This is a genomic window from Roseateles sp., assembly GCF_052436255.1.
Lineage (GTDB): Bacteria > Pseudomonadota > Gammaproteobacteria > Burkholderiales > Burkholderiaceae_C > Pelomonas.
Window position 1 is genome coordinate 1 of record NZ_JBQVNP010000124.1, and the last position, 15,798, is coordinate 15,798.

Annotated in this window: 16 protein-coding genes, 1 tRNA gene and 1 riboswitch; of the genes, 4 read left to right on the forward strand and 13 right to left on the reverse strand. The window is 69.7% G+C overall.

Annotated elements, in window-relative coordinates; genetic code table 11:
• The 13 genes from ACT6S0_RS21235 to ACT6S0_RS21295 all read right to left on the reverse strand — a co-directional run.
• The coding region (locus tag ACT6S0_RS21235; protein ID WP_444765760.1) for an ABC transporter ATP-binding protein at positions 1–590 on the reverse strand (590 nt) is incomplete at its 3' end.
• The gene (locus ACT6S0_RS21240) at positions 587–1,579 is read right to left on the reverse strand and encodes a FecCD family ABC transporter permease (RefSeq protein ID WP_444765761.1); all 993 of its coding nucleotides are present in this window, start codon (positions 1,577–1,579) and stop codon (positions 587–589) included. The genes ACT6S0_RS21235 and ACT6S0_RS21240, both read right to left, overlap by 4 nt.
• Before the next feature lie 171 nt (positions 1,580–1,750).
• Positions 1,751–2,674, reverse strand: coding sequence for an ABC transporter substrate-binding protein (locus ACT6S0_RS21245; protein WP_444765762.1), 924 nt, complete (start codon positions 2,672–2,674; stop codon positions 1,751–1,753).
• Complete coding sequence (gene cobU, locus ACT6S0_RS21250; RefSeq protein ID WP_444765763.1) at positions 2,671–3,231, reverse strand: bifunctional adenosylcobinamide kinase/adenosylcobinamide-phosphate guanylyltransferase; 561 nt, start codon at positions 3,229–3,231, stop codon at positions 2,671–2,673. Before cobU ends, ACT6S0_RS21245 begins: the two co-directional genes overlap by 4 nt.
• Positions 3,232–3,236: 5 nt before the next feature.
• Entirely contained in the window at positions 3,237–5,123 is a 1,887-nt protein-coding gene (locus tag ACT6S0_RS21255; protein WP_444765764.1) for a TonB-dependent receptor plug domain-containing protein, read from the reverse strand.
• A gap of 76 nt (positions 5,124–5,199) precedes the next feature.
• Positions 5,200–5,434, reverse strand: a riboswitch (cobalamin riboswitch).
• Positions 5,430–5,834: a hypothetical protein gene (locus tag ACT6S0_RS21260; RefSeq protein ID WP_444765765.1), complete on the reverse strand. Its 405-nt coding sequence runs from the start codon at positions 5,832–5,834 to the stop codon at positions 5,430–5,432. (Overlaps the previous riboswitch by 5 nt.)
• Positions 5,831–6,463: an aminoacyl-tRNA hydrolase gene (gene pth / locus ACT6S0_RS21265; RefSeq protein ID WP_444765766.1), complete on the reverse strand. Its 633-nt coding sequence runs from the start codon at positions 6,461–6,463 to the stop codon at positions 5,831–5,833. The genes ACT6S0_RS21260 and pth overlap by 4 nt, the downstream gene beginning before the upstream one ends.
• Before the next feature lie 286 nt (positions 6,464–6,749).
• A complete protein-coding gene (locus ACT6S0_RS21270) occupies positions 6,750–7,370 on the reverse strand; it encodes a 50S ribosomal protein L25/general stress protein Ctc (protein WP_056272539.1) in 621 nt (206 codons plus the stop codon).
• A 78-nt stretch (positions 7,371–7,448) separates the two neighbouring features.
• Complete coding sequence (locus ACT6S0_RS21275; protein WP_056272308.1) at positions 7,449–8,411, reverse strand: ribose-phosphate pyrophosphokinase; 963 nt, start codon at positions 8,409–8,411, stop codon at positions 7,449–7,451.
• A 65-nt stretch (positions 8,412–8,476) separates the two neighbouring features.
• Positions 8,477–8,553, reverse strand: a tRNA-Gln gene (locus tag ACT6S0_RS21280).
• Between the two features lie 48 nt (positions 8,554–8,601).
• Positions 8,602–9,507 carry a 4-(cytidine 5'-diphospho)-2-C-methyl-D-erythritol kinase gene (gene ispE / locus ACT6S0_RS21285; protein WP_444765767.1) on the reverse strand — a complete coding sequence of 302 codons (906 nt, stop codon included), beginning with the start codon at positions 9,505–9,507 and terminating at the stop codon, positions 8,602–8,604.
• The gene (locus ACT6S0_RS21290) at positions 9,504–10,016 is read right to left on the reverse strand and encodes an outer membrane lipoprotein LolB (protein ID WP_444765768.1); all 513 of its coding nucleotides are present in this window, start codon (positions 10,014–10,016) and stop codon (positions 9,504–9,506) included. Before ACT6S0_RS21290 ends, ispE begins: the two co-directional genes overlap by 4 nt.
• Complete coding sequence (locus ACT6S0_RS21295) at positions 10,013–11,752, reverse strand: tetratricopeptide repeat protein (protein WP_444765769.1); 1,740 nt, start codon at positions 11,750–11,752, stop codon at positions 10,013–10,015. The genes ACT6S0_RS21290 and ACT6S0_RS21295 overlap by 4 nt, the downstream gene beginning before the upstream one ends.
• A 41-nt stretch (positions 11,753–11,793) precedes the next feature.
• Here ACT6S0_RS21295 and mutM point away from each other — a divergent pair, with 41 nt between their 5' ends.
• The 4 genes from mutM to ACT6S0_RS21315 all read left to right on the forward strand — a co-directional run.
• Entirely contained in the window at positions 11,794–12,612 is an 819-nt protein-coding gene (gene mutM / locus ACT6S0_RS21300) for a bifunctional DNA-formamidopyrimidine glycosylase/DNA-(apurinic or apyrimidinic site) lyase (RefSeq protein ID WP_444765770.1), read from the forward strand.
• Positions 12,597–13,625: an A/G-specific adenine glycosylase gene (gene mutY, locus ACT6S0_RS21305; RefSeq protein WP_444765771.1), complete on the forward strand. Its 1,029-nt coding sequence runs from the start codon at positions 12,597–12,599 to the stop codon at positions 13,623–13,625. The genes mutM and mutY overlap by 16 nt, the downstream gene beginning before the upstream one ends.
• The gene (locus ACT6S0_RS21310) at positions 13,626–13,925 is read left to right on the forward strand and encodes a hypothetical protein (protein WP_444765772.1); all 300 of its coding nucleotides are present in this window, start codon (positions 13,626–13,628) and stop codon (positions 13,923–13,925) included.
• Between the two features lie 153 nt (positions 13,926–14,078).
• Positions 14,079–15,798, forward strand: a 1,720-nt coding sequence (locus ACT6S0_RS21315) for a methyl-accepting chemotaxis protein (RefSeq protein WP_444765773.1), incomplete at its 3' end; no start/stop codon positions are given.

The window sequence follows — 15,798 nt, forward strand, 5'->3', positions numbered from 1 at the left end:
ACCGACACCACGGTGCCGCCATCGTCGGCAATGCGCCGGCGAACGATCTGCACCCAGTCACTCTGGTGCGGCGGGTCCAGGTGGGCCAGCGGCTCGTCCATCAGCAGCAGCGGCGACTCGACGGCCAGCGCGCGCGCCAGCAGCACGCGCTGGCGTTCGCCGCCGGACAGCTGCGCCAGCGGCCGCGCGCGCCAGTCCCAGCTCTGCGTCTGGTGCATCGCGCGCGCCACGGCGGCGTGGTCAGCCGCGCTGGCCGGGGCCAGCCAGGCCTGGTGCGGCAGGCGGCCCAGCAGCACGACGTCCAGCGCCGAGAGGTCGTCGGCACTGGCCTCGTACTGCCCCAGCCAGGCGAGCTGGCGCGCGCGCTCGCGCGCCGGCCACTGGTCCCACGGGCGGCCGTGCAGCTGCAGCGTGCCATCAAAAGGCAGCAGGCCCGACAGCGCGCGCAGCATGGTCGACTTGCCCGCGCCGTTGGGGCCGACCACGGCGGTCCAGGCACGCGGTGGTGGCGTGAGTTGCAGCGGCTGCAGGATGGGCGTGCCGCCCAGGCGCAGCGCCCGCAGATTCAACTCCAGCAGCGGGCTGCTCATCGCAGGCCTCCGCGAGCATTGCGCCGGTGCATCAGGTACAGCAGGTAGCTGCCGCCCAGCAGCGCGGTGACGATGCCCACCGGCAGCTCCTGGGGCGCAATGACCCAGCGCGCACCGATGTCGGCCGCCAGCAGCAGCATGCCGCCGGCCAGTGGTGCCAGCAGCAGCAGGCTGCGGTGAGTGAGTGCGCCCCAGCTGCGCACCAGGTGCGGCGCCACCAGGCCGACGAAGGCCACCAGCCCGCATTGCGCGACGGCCGCACCCGTGGCCAGCGCCAGCGTGGCAATCAGCAGCATGCGCACCAGCGCCAACCGCACGCCCAGCGAGCGCGCGGTGGCCTCGCCCAGGCTCAAAGCGTCCAGCGTGCGGCTGCAGGCAACCGCCACCCCCAGGCACAGCACCAGCACCGCAGCCATGATCTGCACGGCGCTCCAGCCCACGTAGCCGGTGCTGCCCAGCATGAAGGCCTGCATGGCCCGCATGATGTCGGGGTTCATCAGCGTCAGCAGCGCCGAGCCCGAGCCCAGCACCACGCCGACGACGACGCCGGCCAGCAGCAGCCGCAGCGTCTGCTCCACGCCGCGCGCCAGCACCAGCGTCAGCAGCACCGCGCCCACCGCGCCGACAAAGGCCGCGCCGGTCATGCCCACACGCAGCGCCAGCGCCGTTGCGGCCGGCGACAGCCCCATCGCGAACAGCAGCACCGCCACGCCCAGCGATGCGCCGGCCGAGCAGCCCAGCAGATAGGGGTCTGCCAGCGGGTTGCGGAACAGGCCTTGCGCCACCGCGCCGGCCAGCGCCAGCAGCGCCCCCGCCAGCCAAGCGCCCAGCGAGCGCGGCGCGCGGATGTCCCACAGGATCATGGACATGGTCGGGTCGTTCGTCAGCCACGGGCTCCAGCCGGTGCTGCCGATGGCCAGCCCCAGCGCCAGCAGCGCGGCGCTGCCCAGCAGCAGCGCGATGAGCCAGACACGGTGAGTTGCACTCATGGGGTCCCGCTGCGGAGGTAGCTTTCGGGCCGAGCGCCGGGCCGCCCCAAGCCGGCCCGTTGTGCGATGTGCTTGCCGGTCGATCCGGCAAGCATCGCAGTCCCCACGGGGGACCGACTGGGCTGGCCCGCGTTCAGCGGGGCGAGACCGGGCGAGGGGCTGACAGTCATCTCAGCGCATGCCTCCTGGAGGAGCAATGAATGGCGTTGTCGGCAAAGGCACGGGCCCGGCGGCCGCCTGGCGCAGGCAGCGTGCCATCAGCGCGGCGGCTTCGCCCATGCGCGGGCCGGGGCGCACCAGCACGTCGGATTCGGCGGGCACCCAGACGCAGATCTTCTTGTCCTTCACCGCGCGGATGCCGGCCCAGCCCGGGCGCTGCGGCAGGCCGGGCGCGCTGCGCTGGCCCACCATGATGAGCTGCGGGTCGGCGCGCACGACGAACTCGGGGTTGAGCTTGGGGAAGGGGCCGAGCTCGGGCGGCACGATGTTCCTGGCGCCCAGGCGGTCCAGGATCTCGCCGATGAAGCTGGCGCGGCCGGCCGCGTAGGGCGCGGCGTCCACCTCGTAATAGACGCTCAGCGCGCGCGCCGCCGGCGGCAGCTGCTGGGCGCTGAGCGAGATGGCGCCGTCGATGCGGTTCCAGAGGCGGCGCGCATCGTCGGGCTTGCCCAGCACCTGGGCCACCTTGCCCAGCACGCGCTGCACGTCGGCCATGCTCCGGGGCTCCAGCGCGACGACCTTCTGGCCCAGCGCCTCCAGCCGGTCGATGACACGCGCCGACACGCCCAGCAGCACGACGTCGGGTTTCAGCGCGATGAGTGCCTCGATGCCGGTGTCGTCCAGCCCGCCCAGCTTGGGCAGTGCAGCCGCGCTGGCCGGGTAGTTGGAGAAGCGGTCCACGCCGACCAGCTTGTTGCAGTCGCCCAGCTCGCAGACGGTCTCGGTCAGCGACGGCAGCAGGCTGACGATGCGCTTGGGCACATCGGGCAGCGTGACGATGGCGCCGCGGTCGTCCTTGACCGTGATGGGCGCGGCCGACGCGAAGCCCGCCAACGCGAGCAGGCCGAGCGCCAGCAGTCGATGTGTCGTGCTCATTCGTCGTCCTTGTGCACCGCGCGGGTCCAGGCCTGGCCCGCCACCATCAGGGTCAGGTCTTGACAGCAGCGCGCCACGGCCTGGTTCAGCCGCCCCAGCTCGTCCACGTAGAAGCGCGCCTCGCGCGTCATCGGGCTGACGCCCCAGCCGACCTCGTTGGACACGAACAGCACCGGCGAGGGCAGGGCGGGCAGGGCCTCCAGCAGCGCCTGGCGCTCGGCCTGCCAACCGGCCAGGTCGGGGGCGCCATCCATCGGCATCAGCCAGTTCGTGAGCCACAGCGTCAGGCAGTCCACCAGCAGCAGCCGGCCGGGCGCTGCCGATGCGCGCAGCGCCGCCGTCAGCGCCAGAGGCGCCTCGACGGTGGCGAAGCCGGCCGGCCGGTCGGCGCGGTGCTGGGCGATGCGGGCCTGCATCTCCGCGTCCAGGGCCAGTGCCGTGGCCACCACGGCGACCGCGTTGCCGGCATCGGCGCGCAGCCAGGCCTGCGCCAGGCGCTCGGCCTGGCGCGACTTGCCGCTGCGCTGGCCGCCGACGATCAGGTGGTGCTGGCTCATGCGCGTCAGAACTGCGGCGTGACGCGCAGGCCGATGAAGACCTGGCGTGGCGTGGCCGCATAGCTGCGGGCGGTTTGGTACTGGCGGTCTAACAGGTTGTCCACCTTGAACTGCAGGCTCAGCTGGCTCGACAGGGCGACCTGCGCGTCCACGTCCAGCAGCGCATAGCCGCCCAGCTGGTAGCGGGTGCTGAGGTTGTCGGTGCGCTTGCTGCTGGCCAGCAGCTGGGCGCCCAGCGTCCAGGCGCCGACGTCGGTCTCGGCGCGCACGCTGCCGTGGGTCTTGGCGCGTCGTGCCAGCAGCTTGCCGTAGTTGGCCGACGCCTTGTCGACGTCCTTGGGGGCCTGCAGGTCCAGCGTGCCGGACAGGCGCACGGGGCCCAGCGCCGTGGCGCCGCGCAGGCTCAGGCCCTGCAGGCGGCCCTGGCTGACGTTGTCATAGCAGCCGAAGGGGCTGGGGCAGCGGGCCGGCACGGGCGCAGGCACGGGCGTGGACACGTAGACGATGAGATCGCGCACCAGGTTGCGGTAGGCCGTGAGGCTGAACTCATCGCGGCCGGCGGCGTAGTGCAGGCCCAGCTCGGCGTTGCGGGCCTGCTCGGGGCGCAGCGTGGCCTTGCCGCTGTCCGAGAAGCGCTGGTACAGCGACGGCGCGCGGAACGATGTGCCCGCCGACGCCTGCACACGCCAGGCACCGCCCAGCCGATAGCCACCGGCCAGCGAGCCGGTGTCGACGCCGCCGAACTCGCTGTCGCGGTCGTGGCGGACGTTGAGCTGCACGGACAGCGCGTTGGCGGCCCAGGTCCAGCCGGCGCCGATGGCGTCCTGGTGGCGCTCGCCATGGCCGGGGCGCGCGGCGGCGATCAGGCCGGTGTTGTCGAGCTGGTCCTCGCGGCGCTCCAGCAGGCCCTGCAGGGTGCCGGCGGCCCCCAGGTTCCAGCTGGTGTTGAAGCCGTAGGTGCGCACGCGCGTCTTGGTGACGTAGGGGCTGGGCTGGGTCTCGTAGCGCTCGCTCGACTCGCCCACGCTCAGCTCGCTGCGCAGCGCACCGGTCCACTGCGCGGCCCAGGCCAGGCGGGTGGCGCGGGTGTCGGAGAGGGTGCGGTCGTCGGTCCTGGCGGTGGCCGTCGAGTCGTACTCGGAGTTGACATGGCTGGTCAGCGCGCTGGCTTCCAGGCGGTGCCCGGCCGCCAGCTGCACACCCAGGCGCAGGCTGGCGTTGCGACTCTGGTAGCCATCGTCGTCGGGTGTGAAGGTGGCGGTGGCCGCTGCGGGGCGGGCGTTGAAGCCGTTGCTGCTTTCGCCAGCAGCGGCCAGCGCGTAGTCGATGATGCCGCTGCGGCCGCTGATGCTGGCGTCCACCTTGGCCAGGCCGCGGTTGCCACCGCCGATGCCGAAGTCGATGACGGGCTTGCCCTCGCCCTTGCGCGTGAAGATCTGCACGACGCCGCCGATGGCGTCCGAGCCGTACAGCGCGCTGGCCGCGCCGCGCACGATCTCCACGCGCTCCACCTGGGCCATTGGGATGGCGCTCCAGGACGCGCCGCTGCTGGCCTGCGAATCGATGCGCACGCCATCGATGAGCACGGCGGTGTGCCGGGTGTCGGCGCCCCGCACGAACATGCTGGTGTTGGCGCCCGCGCCGCCGTTGCGGATCATCTCGAAGCCCACCTGGCGGCGCAGCAGGTCGGCCAGCGAGCCGAAGGCCTGGCGCTCGATGTCGGCGCGGGTGAGGACGGTCATGTCGCTCAGCACGTCGGACAGCTTCTGCGGTGCGCGCGTGGCGGTGGTGACGACGGTGTCGAGCCTGTTCTGGGCGTGGGTGGACGCGGCAAAGGCCAGCGCGCTCAGTGCGAGCAGCGGCCGACGGGCCGCGAGGGAGATTTGGGACATGAGAGGCAATGCAAACAAAACCCCGGCCGTGCTGACCTCCGCAGCAAGGCTGGAAAACGGCCCGCCGCTGGTTGAGCGACAGGCCCCGTCGTTGGCCGGTATCCGGGCTGGTGGAACCCTGTTCAACGCCTTCCCAGCGCTTGCGCGCCAGTGGCTTGTTGGTCGAACACTGAGGCGCGGAGGCCTCGTCCACTTACCGTTGCGGGGACAGCTCAGGTTAGGTTGGCCGCGAAGCGGTTCCCCCTCCTGATTCCCGTTGAACTGCACCTGCCATGACGACAGGTGCGAGCACCAACGGCGCGGATTCTATCGGCCGCTGTCGCTCGGCTTCTTCGGCTTGGCGCTCTTTGACGGCTTGACCGTCGTGACGGCGGGACTGCTGGCCGCCTGCGCGGGCGGCGGCAGGGCCTGCAGGCCAACCGCCTGGCTGCGCTGGCGGCGGGCTTCGGCTTCGCTGGCTCTCCTGGCCTGTGACAAGGCCGCGGCCTGCTTGGCCTCGGCCAGATGGCGCTGGCGCGCGGCCCGGTTGTCGGCCGCGCTGGGTTGGTCGTAGTCGACGCTCTTGCCTGCGGCGCTGCCGTTGGGGCAAGGCGAATCGCGCAGGTCCCGGCCATCGGGGCCGCAGCGGTAGACCTGGGCGCGCCGTACCTCGGTCTGCGCGAGGGCGGGCAGGGCGGTGCTCAGGGCCAAGGCCAGCAGCAGGGGCTTCATGGCGCCGGAGTGTCGCCCGGCGGCTCGGGCTTGGGTGGCTTGGGTCGCGGCGGTTTCGCGTGAATTTTGGCGAGTGCCTTGTCCATCTCGCCGCGCAGCATCAGCTCGACGGCGCCGTAGCTCTTGTCGATGCAGTCCTCGACCGCCTGGCGCTCCGCCAGCGGCGGCTTGCGCAGCACGTAGTTGGCCACCTCGGCTTTATGCCCGGGGTGGCCAATGCCCAGCCGCAGCCGCCAGAAGTCGGCGCTGCCGAGCTGGGCCTGCATGTCCTTGAGGCCGTTGTGGCCGCCATTGCCGCCACCCTTCTTGAATTTCATCTCGCCGGGCGGGAGGTCCAGCTCGTCGTGGATGGCGAGGATTTCCTCGGGCGCGATCTTGAAGAACCGCGCCAGCGCCGCGACCGACTTGCCCGAGAGGTTCATGTAGGTCATGGGCTCCAGCAGCCAGATCGGGCCGCTCGCGCCGGGCGCGCCGTTCACACGCGCGACGAGGCCGTGGTAGGCCTTGTCGGGCTGCAGGCTGGCCTTGAGGCCGCGCGCCAGTCCGTCAATCCACCAGAAGCCGGCGTTGTGGCGGGTGTCCTCGTATTCAGCACCCGGGTTGCCCAGGCCGACAAGCAAGCGAATCATGGACGCGATTATCGAGGGCCCCTCGCCCAGTCACGCACCGCTGAACGCGGGCGCGCCTGGTCTGGGACCGCGCTGCGGCTTGCGCCGCAACGCTTCGGCAGGCACACGCGCCCACTGGGCGCTATGTGTCCGGCCTCAGCCCCCAAAAGGACGGCGATGCTCGCGGCATCGAGCCGCGAGCACATCGCCCAAGGCGGGCCGGCTTGGGAGCGGCCCGGCGCTCGGCCCGCAAAAACAAAGGGCTCCCGACGGGAGCCCTTGTGCATGGCGTGAAGCCAGGCGGGAATTACTTCTTCTTCTTCTTCTTGCCGTCGTCGGCGGCCGGGGCGGCGGCGACGATGACTTCCTCGGCCACGGGCTCAACCGGCGTCGCGATGACGGGGTTGGGCTTGCCGTGCGTGACGACCTTGACGCCCGCGGGCAGCTTGACGTCGTTGACGTGCAGCGAGTGGCCCTTGGTCATGCCCGACAGGTCCACCTCGATGAACTCGGGCAGTTGCTGGGCCAGGCAGCTGATCAGCAGCTCGGTCACGACGTGGTTGACCGTGCAGTGGTCGAGCTTGACGGCCGGTGACGTTTCTTCACCGATGAAGTGCAGGGGCACTTTCTTCGTGATCTTGGTCGTGGCGTCCACGCGCTGGAAGTCGCAGTGCAGGACTTGCGGCTTGTAGGGGTGCATCTGGAAGTCGCGCAGCAGCACTTGCGTGGTGGCGCCGGCCAGTTCCATCTCCAGCAGGGTGCTGTGGAAGGCTTCCTTCTTGAGGGCGTGGAAGAGCGCGTTGTGATCGAGTTCGATCATGACGGGCTCACCGGCGCCAAAAACAATGCCCGGCACCTTGCCGGCCACTCGCAGGCGGCGGCTCGCTCCGGTCCCCTGCAACTTGCGCTCAAAAGCGACAAACTTCATGGTTTTCTCCAAAAGAGAACGGCACCCGCGACCAGGCACCGTTTGAAAAAGCCGTCTTGCGACGGCCGTGGTTTCCGCTCAGAAGTTGTTGTTCTGCTCGGAAAAGAGGCTGGTGACCGACTCGCCGTCCGAAATACGGCGGATGGTCTCGGCAAACAGGAAGGCCACCGACAGCTGGCGGATCTTCTTGCAGGCTTTGGCCGCATCGGTCAGCGGAATGGTGTTGGTGATGACGACTTCGTCGAGCTGCGAGCCGGCGATGCGCTCGATGGCCGGGCCCGACAGGATGGGGTGGGTGCAATAGGCGAACACGCTCTTGGCGCCGCGTGCCTTCAGCACCTCGGCCGCCTTCACGAGGGTGCCGGCGGTGTCGATCATGTCGTCCATGATCACGCAGTTGCGGCCGTCGATCTCGCCGATGACGTGCATCACTTCGGACACATTGGCGGCCGGGCGGCGCTTGTCGATGATGGCCAGGTCGCAGCCGAGCTGCTTGGCCAGGGCGCGGGCGCGCACCACGCCGCCGACGTCGGGTGAAACGACCACCAGGTCTTGATAGTTGCGGCTCTTCAGGTCCGACAGCAGCACGGGCGAGGCGTAGATGTTGTCGACCGGGATGTCGAAGAAGCCCTGGATCTGGTCGGCGTGCAGGTCCATCGTCAGCACGCGCTCGACGCCGACGGTTTCCAGCAGGTTGGCCACGACCTTGGCCGAGATCGGCACCCGGGTGGAACGCGGGCGGCGGTCCTGGCGGGCATAGCCGTAGTAAGGGATGACGGCGGTGATGCGGCGCGCGCTGGAGCGCTTCAAGGCATCGGCCATGATCAGCAGCTCCATCAGGTTCTCGTTCGTCGGCGCGCAGGTGGGCTGGATGACGAAGACGTCACGCGCGCGCACGTTCTGCTGGATCTCGACGGCCACTTCGCCATCCGAGAAACGACCGACCACGGCCTTGCCCAGCTCGAGGCCGAGATGGGTCGCCATTTCCTGGGAGAGGACCGGGTTCGCGTTGCCGGTGAAGAGAACCGTGTTGAGCAGCACTGGGAGCCTCTGGTGTCAGTGGCTCGCTGAAGCGCAAGCCGGTTCAGCGAATTACAGAAAACATTTGGCAGGGGAGGAAGGACTCGAACCCTCGCATGTCGGAATCAAAATCCGATGCCTTGACCAACTTGGCGACTCCCCTACACAGGACCCGGCCGAGCGGCCGAACCCTATTAACTTTTCTACCTTCTCAGTCAGCCCAGCCCGCGAGCGGGTGTTGGGCCAAGCTGCGGCAGATTCGACCGGTCCACCCTGCAGGTCTGGCCTGCAGCAATGTCGCCAGGGACTGATCGTCCTTGCCATCTTCTCCGTTCCCGGCGAGCACTGAGAAAACGGCGGCTCCCGAGCCCGTCATTCGGGCGTTGCCGAATTGCTTCGACATCAGGGCCAACGCGTCTCGCACTTCACTGCTGATCGCCTCGGCTGCCGGTTGTAGGTCATTCCGACCGAAGTCAGGACCGAAACCAGTGACAAGCTTTTCTGCAGTTCCAGCCAGGGCGGGAAAGCCCGCGACTATAGCCAGGTTTTCGCTGCGTGCCAAGAGTTGGCTCGAAAAGATGTCCTTGGTCGCCAGCCCCGCCGGGCCCTTGACGACGGCAAAGCGCTGGTCCGGCAGGGTCAGCGGATGCAGGATGTCGCCGATGCCCTCGACGAAGGCTGGTCCGCCGCCGAGGAAGAAAGGCACGTCGGCACCGAGCCTGAGGCCGAGTGCCCTCAGCCGGTCCAGCGGCAGTCGCAGGTCCCACAGCCGGTTCAACGCCAGCAACGTGGTCGCTGCATCCGACGAGCCGCCACCCATGCCGGCGCCAGCGGGCAGGCGCTTTTCCAGATGGATGTCGGCGCCTAGCGCGCAGCCGGTTTCGGTTTGCAGCAGCCTAGCCGCGCGCAGGCAGAGGTCGTCCGCAGGCAGATCGCCGCCCAGCATGTCGTGGCGGGCCAGCCGGCCGTCGTCGCGGCGCTCGACGTGCAGCGTGTCGGCCCAGTCGGTCAGCACGAAGACGGACTGCAGCAGGTGGTAGCCGTCCGGCCGCTTGCCCACGACATGCAGGAAGAGGTTGAGCTTGGCCGGTGCGGGAAGGTCGTGCAGGGCCTTCATTCGGCAGCTTCCAGCCGGGCGCGCAGCGTCACGGTCGGCTCGGCCAGACGCGTTGCGACGAGGGCCGGGAGCTTGGGTTCGATGCGCCAGCCGAGCTGCTCGAAGCCACCCGGCGTCGCCTGATGCGGCGCCGCCGGCCAGGGCCGAGCGTTCAGCCAGTCGAACAGCGCCGCGACCGGCACGGGCTCGCCGAGCAGCTCACGCGTCAGCGCGTCGAGGTCGTCGAAGCGGCGTTCGTCGTTCGGCGTCTGCAGCGTGGCGCGGCCCGGCTGCCAGCTCGCGCGCGCCACCAGCGAGCCCAGCGGCGATGTCAGCTCCAGCCGCCCAGCCTGCGGGCCGCCGAACAGCTCGAAGCTCGCCGCGCCGCCGGTGCCGCGGTTGTGCACATTGCCCGCCACCGTCACGCTGATGCGCCCGCTCAGGCGCGTCTCGGTGCCCGGTGGCGGGGTTTGCGGAAGCTGGGCACAGCCGGCCAGCGCCAGCGCAAGGAAGGTGGCGGCGAACCTCAAGGTTTGACCTTCAGCCGGTCGAGGGTTTCGCGCAGCGCCTCGTTGGCAGGGTCGCGCTGGGCGGCCTCGGCGAAGACGCGGCGAGCTTCGTCCTGGGCGCCGCTGACCCACAGCACCTCACCGAGATGGGCGGCGATCTCGGTGTCGGGCCGGCCGGCGTGGGCCTGCCTCAAGAGCTTGGCGGCTTCGGCCAGGTTGCCCAGGCGGAACTCGACCCAGCCGAGGCTGTCGACGATGAAGGGCTCGTTCGGCGCAAGCTTGAGCGCCTGCTCGATGAGCTGCTTGGCCTCAGGCAGTCGCACATTGCGATCAGCCAGTGAATAGCCCAGTGCGTTGTAGGCATGGTGGTAGTCGGGCTTGATCTCGATGACCTTGCGAAGCAGCGCCTCCATTTCGTCGAAGCCCCCGATCTTCTCGGTCATCATGGCCTGCTCGTAGATCAGGTCGGGATCGGTCGGGAAGCGCGTCGTGGCGGTCTTCAGCACGGCCAGCGAGGCTGCGTAGTCACGCTGCTCCCGCACCAGCTGGGCCTCGGCCAGCAGCGCGGCACGCGCGTCGGTGTCGCTGGCGTCGGGGCCGGGCTGCAGCAGCTTGCGAGCCTCGGGCAGCATGCCCCGCCGGGCCAGCAGGCTGGCGCGGCGGTAGCGTACGTCCAGTCCGCGGTTTTCGACCTTCTGCAACGCCGCCTCGGCCGCCTTGAGATCGCCGCGTTGCTCGGCCGCCTGGGAAAGCATCAGCCAGGCCTGCTGGCGGCCGTCGGCGCGAGCCTTGATCTCGGCGTCGGTGCCCGAGGCCGGCGTGTCCAGACGCTTGAGGCCCTCGCGCAGCGCAGTCTCGGCGGCGGCGGGCTGCTTGAGCTCCAGCTCGATGGCGCCCAGGGCCAGCCAGGGTGCGGGGTTCTCAGGCGTCGTCTCGGTCAGCAGGCGGAACTCGCGTCCCGCGTCGGCCGGCCGCTGGGCCTGGATCAGCGCGCGGGCATAGGCCTGGCGCACGGCATGCTGGTCGGGCTTCTTCTCGAGACGGGCGGTGATCAGGCTCTCGGCCTGCGGCGCACTGGGCAGCAGATCGACGGCGAGCTGCATCGTGTCGTCGCTGTCGGGCATCGCCTTGTCCAGCTCGCGGGTCAGCGCCAGCGCCCTGGCGTTCTCACCCGCATTGATGGACAGGCGGGCCTCGGTGTACAGGGCGGCGGGCTTGAGCGGCCCGGTCTGGACTTGCAGCACGGGCCGCAACGCGGCGAGCACGGATTTGGGGTCGGGCGAGCGCTGGAACAGGCGCGGCAGCGCCAGGATGAAGCCGGGTCGCTGCGGTGCCGGCGCGATGCGCAGCAGCGTGGCCAGCGGCTGCGCCACGTCGGCGGGCTTGTTCATCAACGCCAGCAGCTGCACGGTGCTTTGCAAGGCGTCCAGCGAGGTGGGGATGGTTTCTGCCCAGGCGCGTGAGGCCTGCAGGGCCTGGTCGCCAGCGCGGGCCTGGATGGCGATGTTGACGACGCGCTTGAACAGCTCTTCGTCGGCCGTGCGGCGCGCGGCATCCAGCAACACCTGGAAGGCGACGCCCGCTTGACCGTTCTGCAGCTCGATCTCGCCGATCAGCAGCTGATAGAACAGCGGCGCGTCCATGGCCGAGCGGGTCGGCGGTTCGGCGGGCCCGGCTGGCGCGGCGTCTTGAGCGTGGGCTTGCAACGCCAACAGCAGGGCGGCGGCAGCGATCACGCAGTGGTTGGGCAAGGGCATTCGGACTCCGACAGAGAGGCGGTGATTATCATTTCCGCCCAATGCCCGAGTTACCTGAAGTCGAAGTCACGCGCCGCAGCTTTGCAGGCGCCATCCAGGGAGCCCGGGTGACCGGTCTGCGCCTGGGAAAACCGCTGCGCTGGCCGCTCGGCGTCGACCCCGAAGCCCTGCTCGGCAGCCGCGTCGGCAGCACGCAAAGACGCGGTAAATATTTGTGGCTGCCACTGGAGGAGCGCGGCGGACTGCTGATGCACTTGGGCATGTCGGGGTCGCTGGCCTTCCTCGACACCACGCCGGCCGCGGGCGCGCACGATCATTTCGACCTGCACACGGACCGCGGCCTGCTGCGGCTGACCGACCCGCGCCGCTTCGGCGCCGTCGTCTGGGGCGCAGCGCTGGAGGCCGAACCGGTGGCCGGCCTGCTTGGCGGCCTGGGCCTGGAGCCGTTTGACGATCGCTTCGACGGCCCGCATCTGCATGCCGCGCTGAGTGGTCGTCGAGTGGCGATCAAGCAGGCGCTGCTGGCGGGCGACATCGTCGTCGGCGCCGGCAACATCTATGCCTGCGAGGCGCTCTTCATGGCCGGCATCGACCCGCGCCTGCCGGCCGGCAAGCTGAGCCGCCCGCGCGCCGACAGGCTGGCCGCGGCGGTGCGCACGGTGCTCGGCCAGGCGTTGGAAGCCGGTGGCACGACGCTGCGCGATTTCCGCGATGCGCATGGCGTGGCCGGCAGCTTCCAGATGCAGGCCGAGGTCTATGGCCGCGAGGGCCAGGCCTGCCGGCGCTGCGGCACGGGCATTCGCCGCATCGTGCAGGGGCAGCGGTCCACCTTCTTCTGCCCTTCATGCCAGAAGCGCTGATCGCCGATCTTGCCGACTTCGGCAAGACCGTGGTCGCCTGGCAGCGCCGCCATGGCCGCAACACGCTGCCCTGGCAGAACACGCGCGACCCCTACCGCGTCTGGTTGTCCGAGGTCATGCTGCAGCAGACCCAGGTGGTGACGGTGCTGGGCTATTACGAGCGTTTCCTCGCGCGCTGGCCCAAGGTCACTGACCTGGCCGCGGCGTCGCTGGACGAAGTGCTGGCGCAATGGGCGGGGCTGGGCTACTACAGCCGTGCGCGCAACCTGCATGCCTGCGCTCGCGCGGTCGCTGAACTGCATGGCGGCGAGTTCCCGCGCACGGCGGCCGGCCTGCAGACGCTGCCGGGCATCGGTCGCTCGACGGCCGCCGCCATTGCCGCCTTCTGCTTCGGCGAGCGCGTGGCCATCCTGGACGGCAACGTCAAACGCGTGCTGTCGCGGGTGCTGGCGTTCCGAGGCGATCTCGCCAGCAGCGTGGCCGAGAAGAAGTTGTGGGACCACGCGACCGCGCTGCTGCCCGAGCGCGACGTGGACCGCTACACCCAGGGCCTGATGGACCTGGGCGCGACAGTCTGCAGCGCACGCTCGCCGAATTGCCTGCTGTGCCCTGTGCAGCCGCTGTGCCACGGGCAGCAAGAGGGCGACCCGACCCGCTACCCCGTCAAGACGCGCAAGCTCAAGCGCGGCCGGCGCGAGAACTGGTGGCTGTGGCTGGAGAAATCCGGGGGCCAGGTCTTGCTGCAGCAGCGGCCCGCGACCGGCGTCTGGGCGGGGCTGTGGACGCTGCCCATGTTCGACGACGAAGCCAGCGCCCGCGCGGCGCTGCCCGCTGCGAGCCTGGAGACCTTGCCGCGCATCCAGCATGCCCTGACGCATTTCGACTGGGTGCTGCACACCCTGCGCACGACCGGCGCCGCGACAGACACGCCTGCGGGCACCTGGGTCGCGCGAGAGAATCTGGCCGACTACGCGCTTCCGGCGCCGCTGAAGAAGCTGATCGAGGAGAGTTGAATGAAGGCAGAAGTCAAAAGCGGCGTCGAATATGCGCTGATCAGTCTCCTGGTGGTCGGCCTGTGCCTGTGGCAACTCATCAGCGGCGCGAATGAACCCGACCCGTCGCCGGCCCGCATGACGCTGGTGGGCCTGGGCCTGGCGGTGAGCGCCACGATGCATGTCGTGTTCATGATGCAGCTCGTGCGGCGCACGGGGCGGTCGTTCGGACCGTGGTTGCTGGCCATCCTCATCTTTCCGCTCGGTACGGCCGTGCTGCTCGCCACCCTGTTGGGCGAAGCAGATTCCACGCCGGGTTGAAGCCAGGCGCGCGCCTGGCCGGTGCCAGGTTATGGCCGCCGATCAACGGGCGCGAGGTAGGTGTCCGAAAGTTGACAAGAACGGTGCCGCCCCGCATTGCCTGCCTTCGGCCAAAGGGGCAAAGTCGTGCGAACAACGACGACGGGGGCTGCCATGGATGCTCTGAAGAACCTGCGCGTGGGTTCGCGCCTTGGCCTTGCATTTGCTGTCCTGCTGGCGCTGCTGCTTGCGATGGCGGGCATCGGGGCGCTGTTGACGAACTCGCTCAACCGCTACGTCGAGTACTACCCCGAGAACATCCTGCCGTCGCTGCGCATCATTCATCAGGTCGACGGCGCCTTCTCTGATGCGCGGCGCTTCGAGCAACAGCACATCCTGACCGACGACGACAAGCTCAAGAAGGAGCTTGCTGCGCAGATCGCCAAGGCGCGGGACGACGTTCGTCAGCGTCTGAAGGACTATGAGTTGCTGGCGGCAGACGAGCAGGATCGTGGCCACCTGAAGACGGTGCGAGACGGTGCAGAGGCCTATTTCGTAGGTCAGGCCAATGTGCTGAAGGCCTCGGACGAGAGCGCGGCGGACCCGACTCAGGCGACCGCGGCCCGCGAGCTGAACCTGGCTTCCCGCGCCCTGTTCCTGCCGCTGCGGCAGAACGTCGACAAATGGTGGGACTACAACGAGAAGCTGGCCGCTGCGACCACCGATGCTGCCCAGGCCGCCTATCGCCGCGTGCTGTTGATCTTCGGCGGTGCTTCGGCCGTGGCGCTGGTCATCGGCGTCCTGGCGGCGCTGGCCATCACGCGCTCGATCACCGGCCCCGTCAAGCGGGCCTCAGACGCCGTCAAGGCTGTCGCGGGCGGCGACCTGACCCAGCGCCTGCACAGCAGCTCGCGCGACGAGCTCGGCCAGTTGCTGAGCATGCTCGACGAGATGACGCAAAACCTGGCGCGCATGGTGTCGGGGGTGCGGCAGGGCTGCGACCAGCTCGGCGTGGCTGCCGCCGAGATCGCGCAGGGCAACGCCGACCTGTCGGCGCGCACCGAGAGCCAGGCGTCCAGCCTGGAGCAGACCGCCGCCTCGGTCGAGCAGATGGCCGCGCAGATCAGGGCCAACGCCGACAACGCGCGCCAGGCCGATCAGCTCGCCAACCGTGCCTCCGAAGTCGCGGGCGCAGGCGGTGTCGCCGTGGGTGAGGTCGTCACGACGATGGATGGCATCTCCACGGCAAGTCGCAAGATCGCCGACATCATCGGCACCATCGACGGTATCGCCTTCCAGACCAACATCCTGGCGCTGAACGCGGCGGTTGAAGCGGCGCGCGCCGGCGAGCAGGGGCGAGGCTTTGCCGTCGTCGCCGGCGAGGTGCGTCTGCTGGCGCAGCGCAGTGCGGAGGCGGCCAAGGAGATCAAGAGCCTGATCGGCGACAGCGTCTCCAAGGTGGAGAGCGGCAGCGCCCAGGTGCTGGCCGCGCGCGAAACCATCGGCCAGATGGTCAACGAGGTGCGCAAGGTGACCGACCTGGTCGGCGAGATCACGGTCTCCAGCCGGGAGCAGAGCGAAGGCGTCGGCCAGATCAACGCCGCCGTCAGCCAGCTCGACCAGGCCACGCAGCAGAACGCGGCGCTCGTCGAGCAGACGGCAGCGGCAGCGGAAAGCATGCGCATGCAGACGGCCAAGCTCAACGAGGCGGTCGCGGCCTTCCGCGTTGATGCCGGCGCGGCGGTGAGCCGGACTGCGCACAAGGCGGCACCACGTCCCGTCGCGGCACCCAAGGCGGCCGCGCACAAACCAACTGCAAGGCCGCTGGCGCCCAAGCCGGCGCCACAGCCCCGGCCGGCGCCGGTGGCGGCTGCGCCGGCCCCCGGGCCTGCAG

Coding starts and splice junctions, on each gene's coding strand:
- ACT6S0_RS21240 (WP_444765761.1), bottom strand. CDS start 1,579: ATGAGTGCAACTCACCGTGTCTGGCTCATCGCGCTGCTGCTGGGCAGC.
- ACT6S0_RS21245 (WP_444765762.1), bottom strand. CDS start 2,674: ATGAGCACGACACATCGACTGCTGGCGCTCGGCCTGCTCGCGTTGGCG.
- cobU (WP_444765763.1), bottom strand. CDS start 3,231: ATGAGCCAGCACCACCTGATCGTCGGCGGCCAGCGCAGCGGCAAGTCG.
- ACT6S0_RS21255 (WP_444765764.1), bottom strand. CDS start 5,123: ATGTCCCAAATCTCCCTCGCGGCCCGTCGGCCGCTGCTCGCACTGAGC.
- ACT6S0_RS21260 (WP_444765765.1), bottom strand. CDS start 5,834: ATGAAGCCCCTGCTGCTGGCCTTGGCCCTGAGCACCGCCCTGCCCGCC.
- pth (WP_444765766.1), bottom strand. CDS start 6,463: ATGATTCGCTTGCTTGTCGGCCTGGGCAACCCGGGTGCTGAATACGAG.
- ACT6S0_RS21270 (WP_056272539.1), bottom strand. CDS start 7,370: ATGAAGTTTGTCGCTTTTGAGCGCAAGTTGCAGGGGACCGGAGCGAGC.
- ispE (WP_444765767.1), bottom strand. CDS start 9,507: ATGAAGGCCCTGCACGACCTTCCCGCACCGGCCAAGCTCAACCTCTTC.
- ACT6S0_RS21295 (WP_444765769.1), bottom strand. CDS start 11,752: ATGCCCTTGCCCAACCACTGCGTGATCGCTGCCGCCGCCCTGCTGTTG.
- mutM (WP_444765770.1), top strand. CDS start 11,794: ATGCCCGAGTTACCTGAAGTCGAAGTCACGCGCCGCAGCTTTGCAGGC.
- mutY (WP_444765771.1), top strand. CDS start 12,597: ATGCCAGAAGCGCTGATCGCCGATCTTGCCGACTTCGGCAAGACCGTG.
- ACT6S0_RS21310 (WP_444765772.1), top strand. CDS start 13,626: ATGAAGGCAGAAGTCAAAAGCGGCGTCGAATATGCGCTGATCAGTCTC.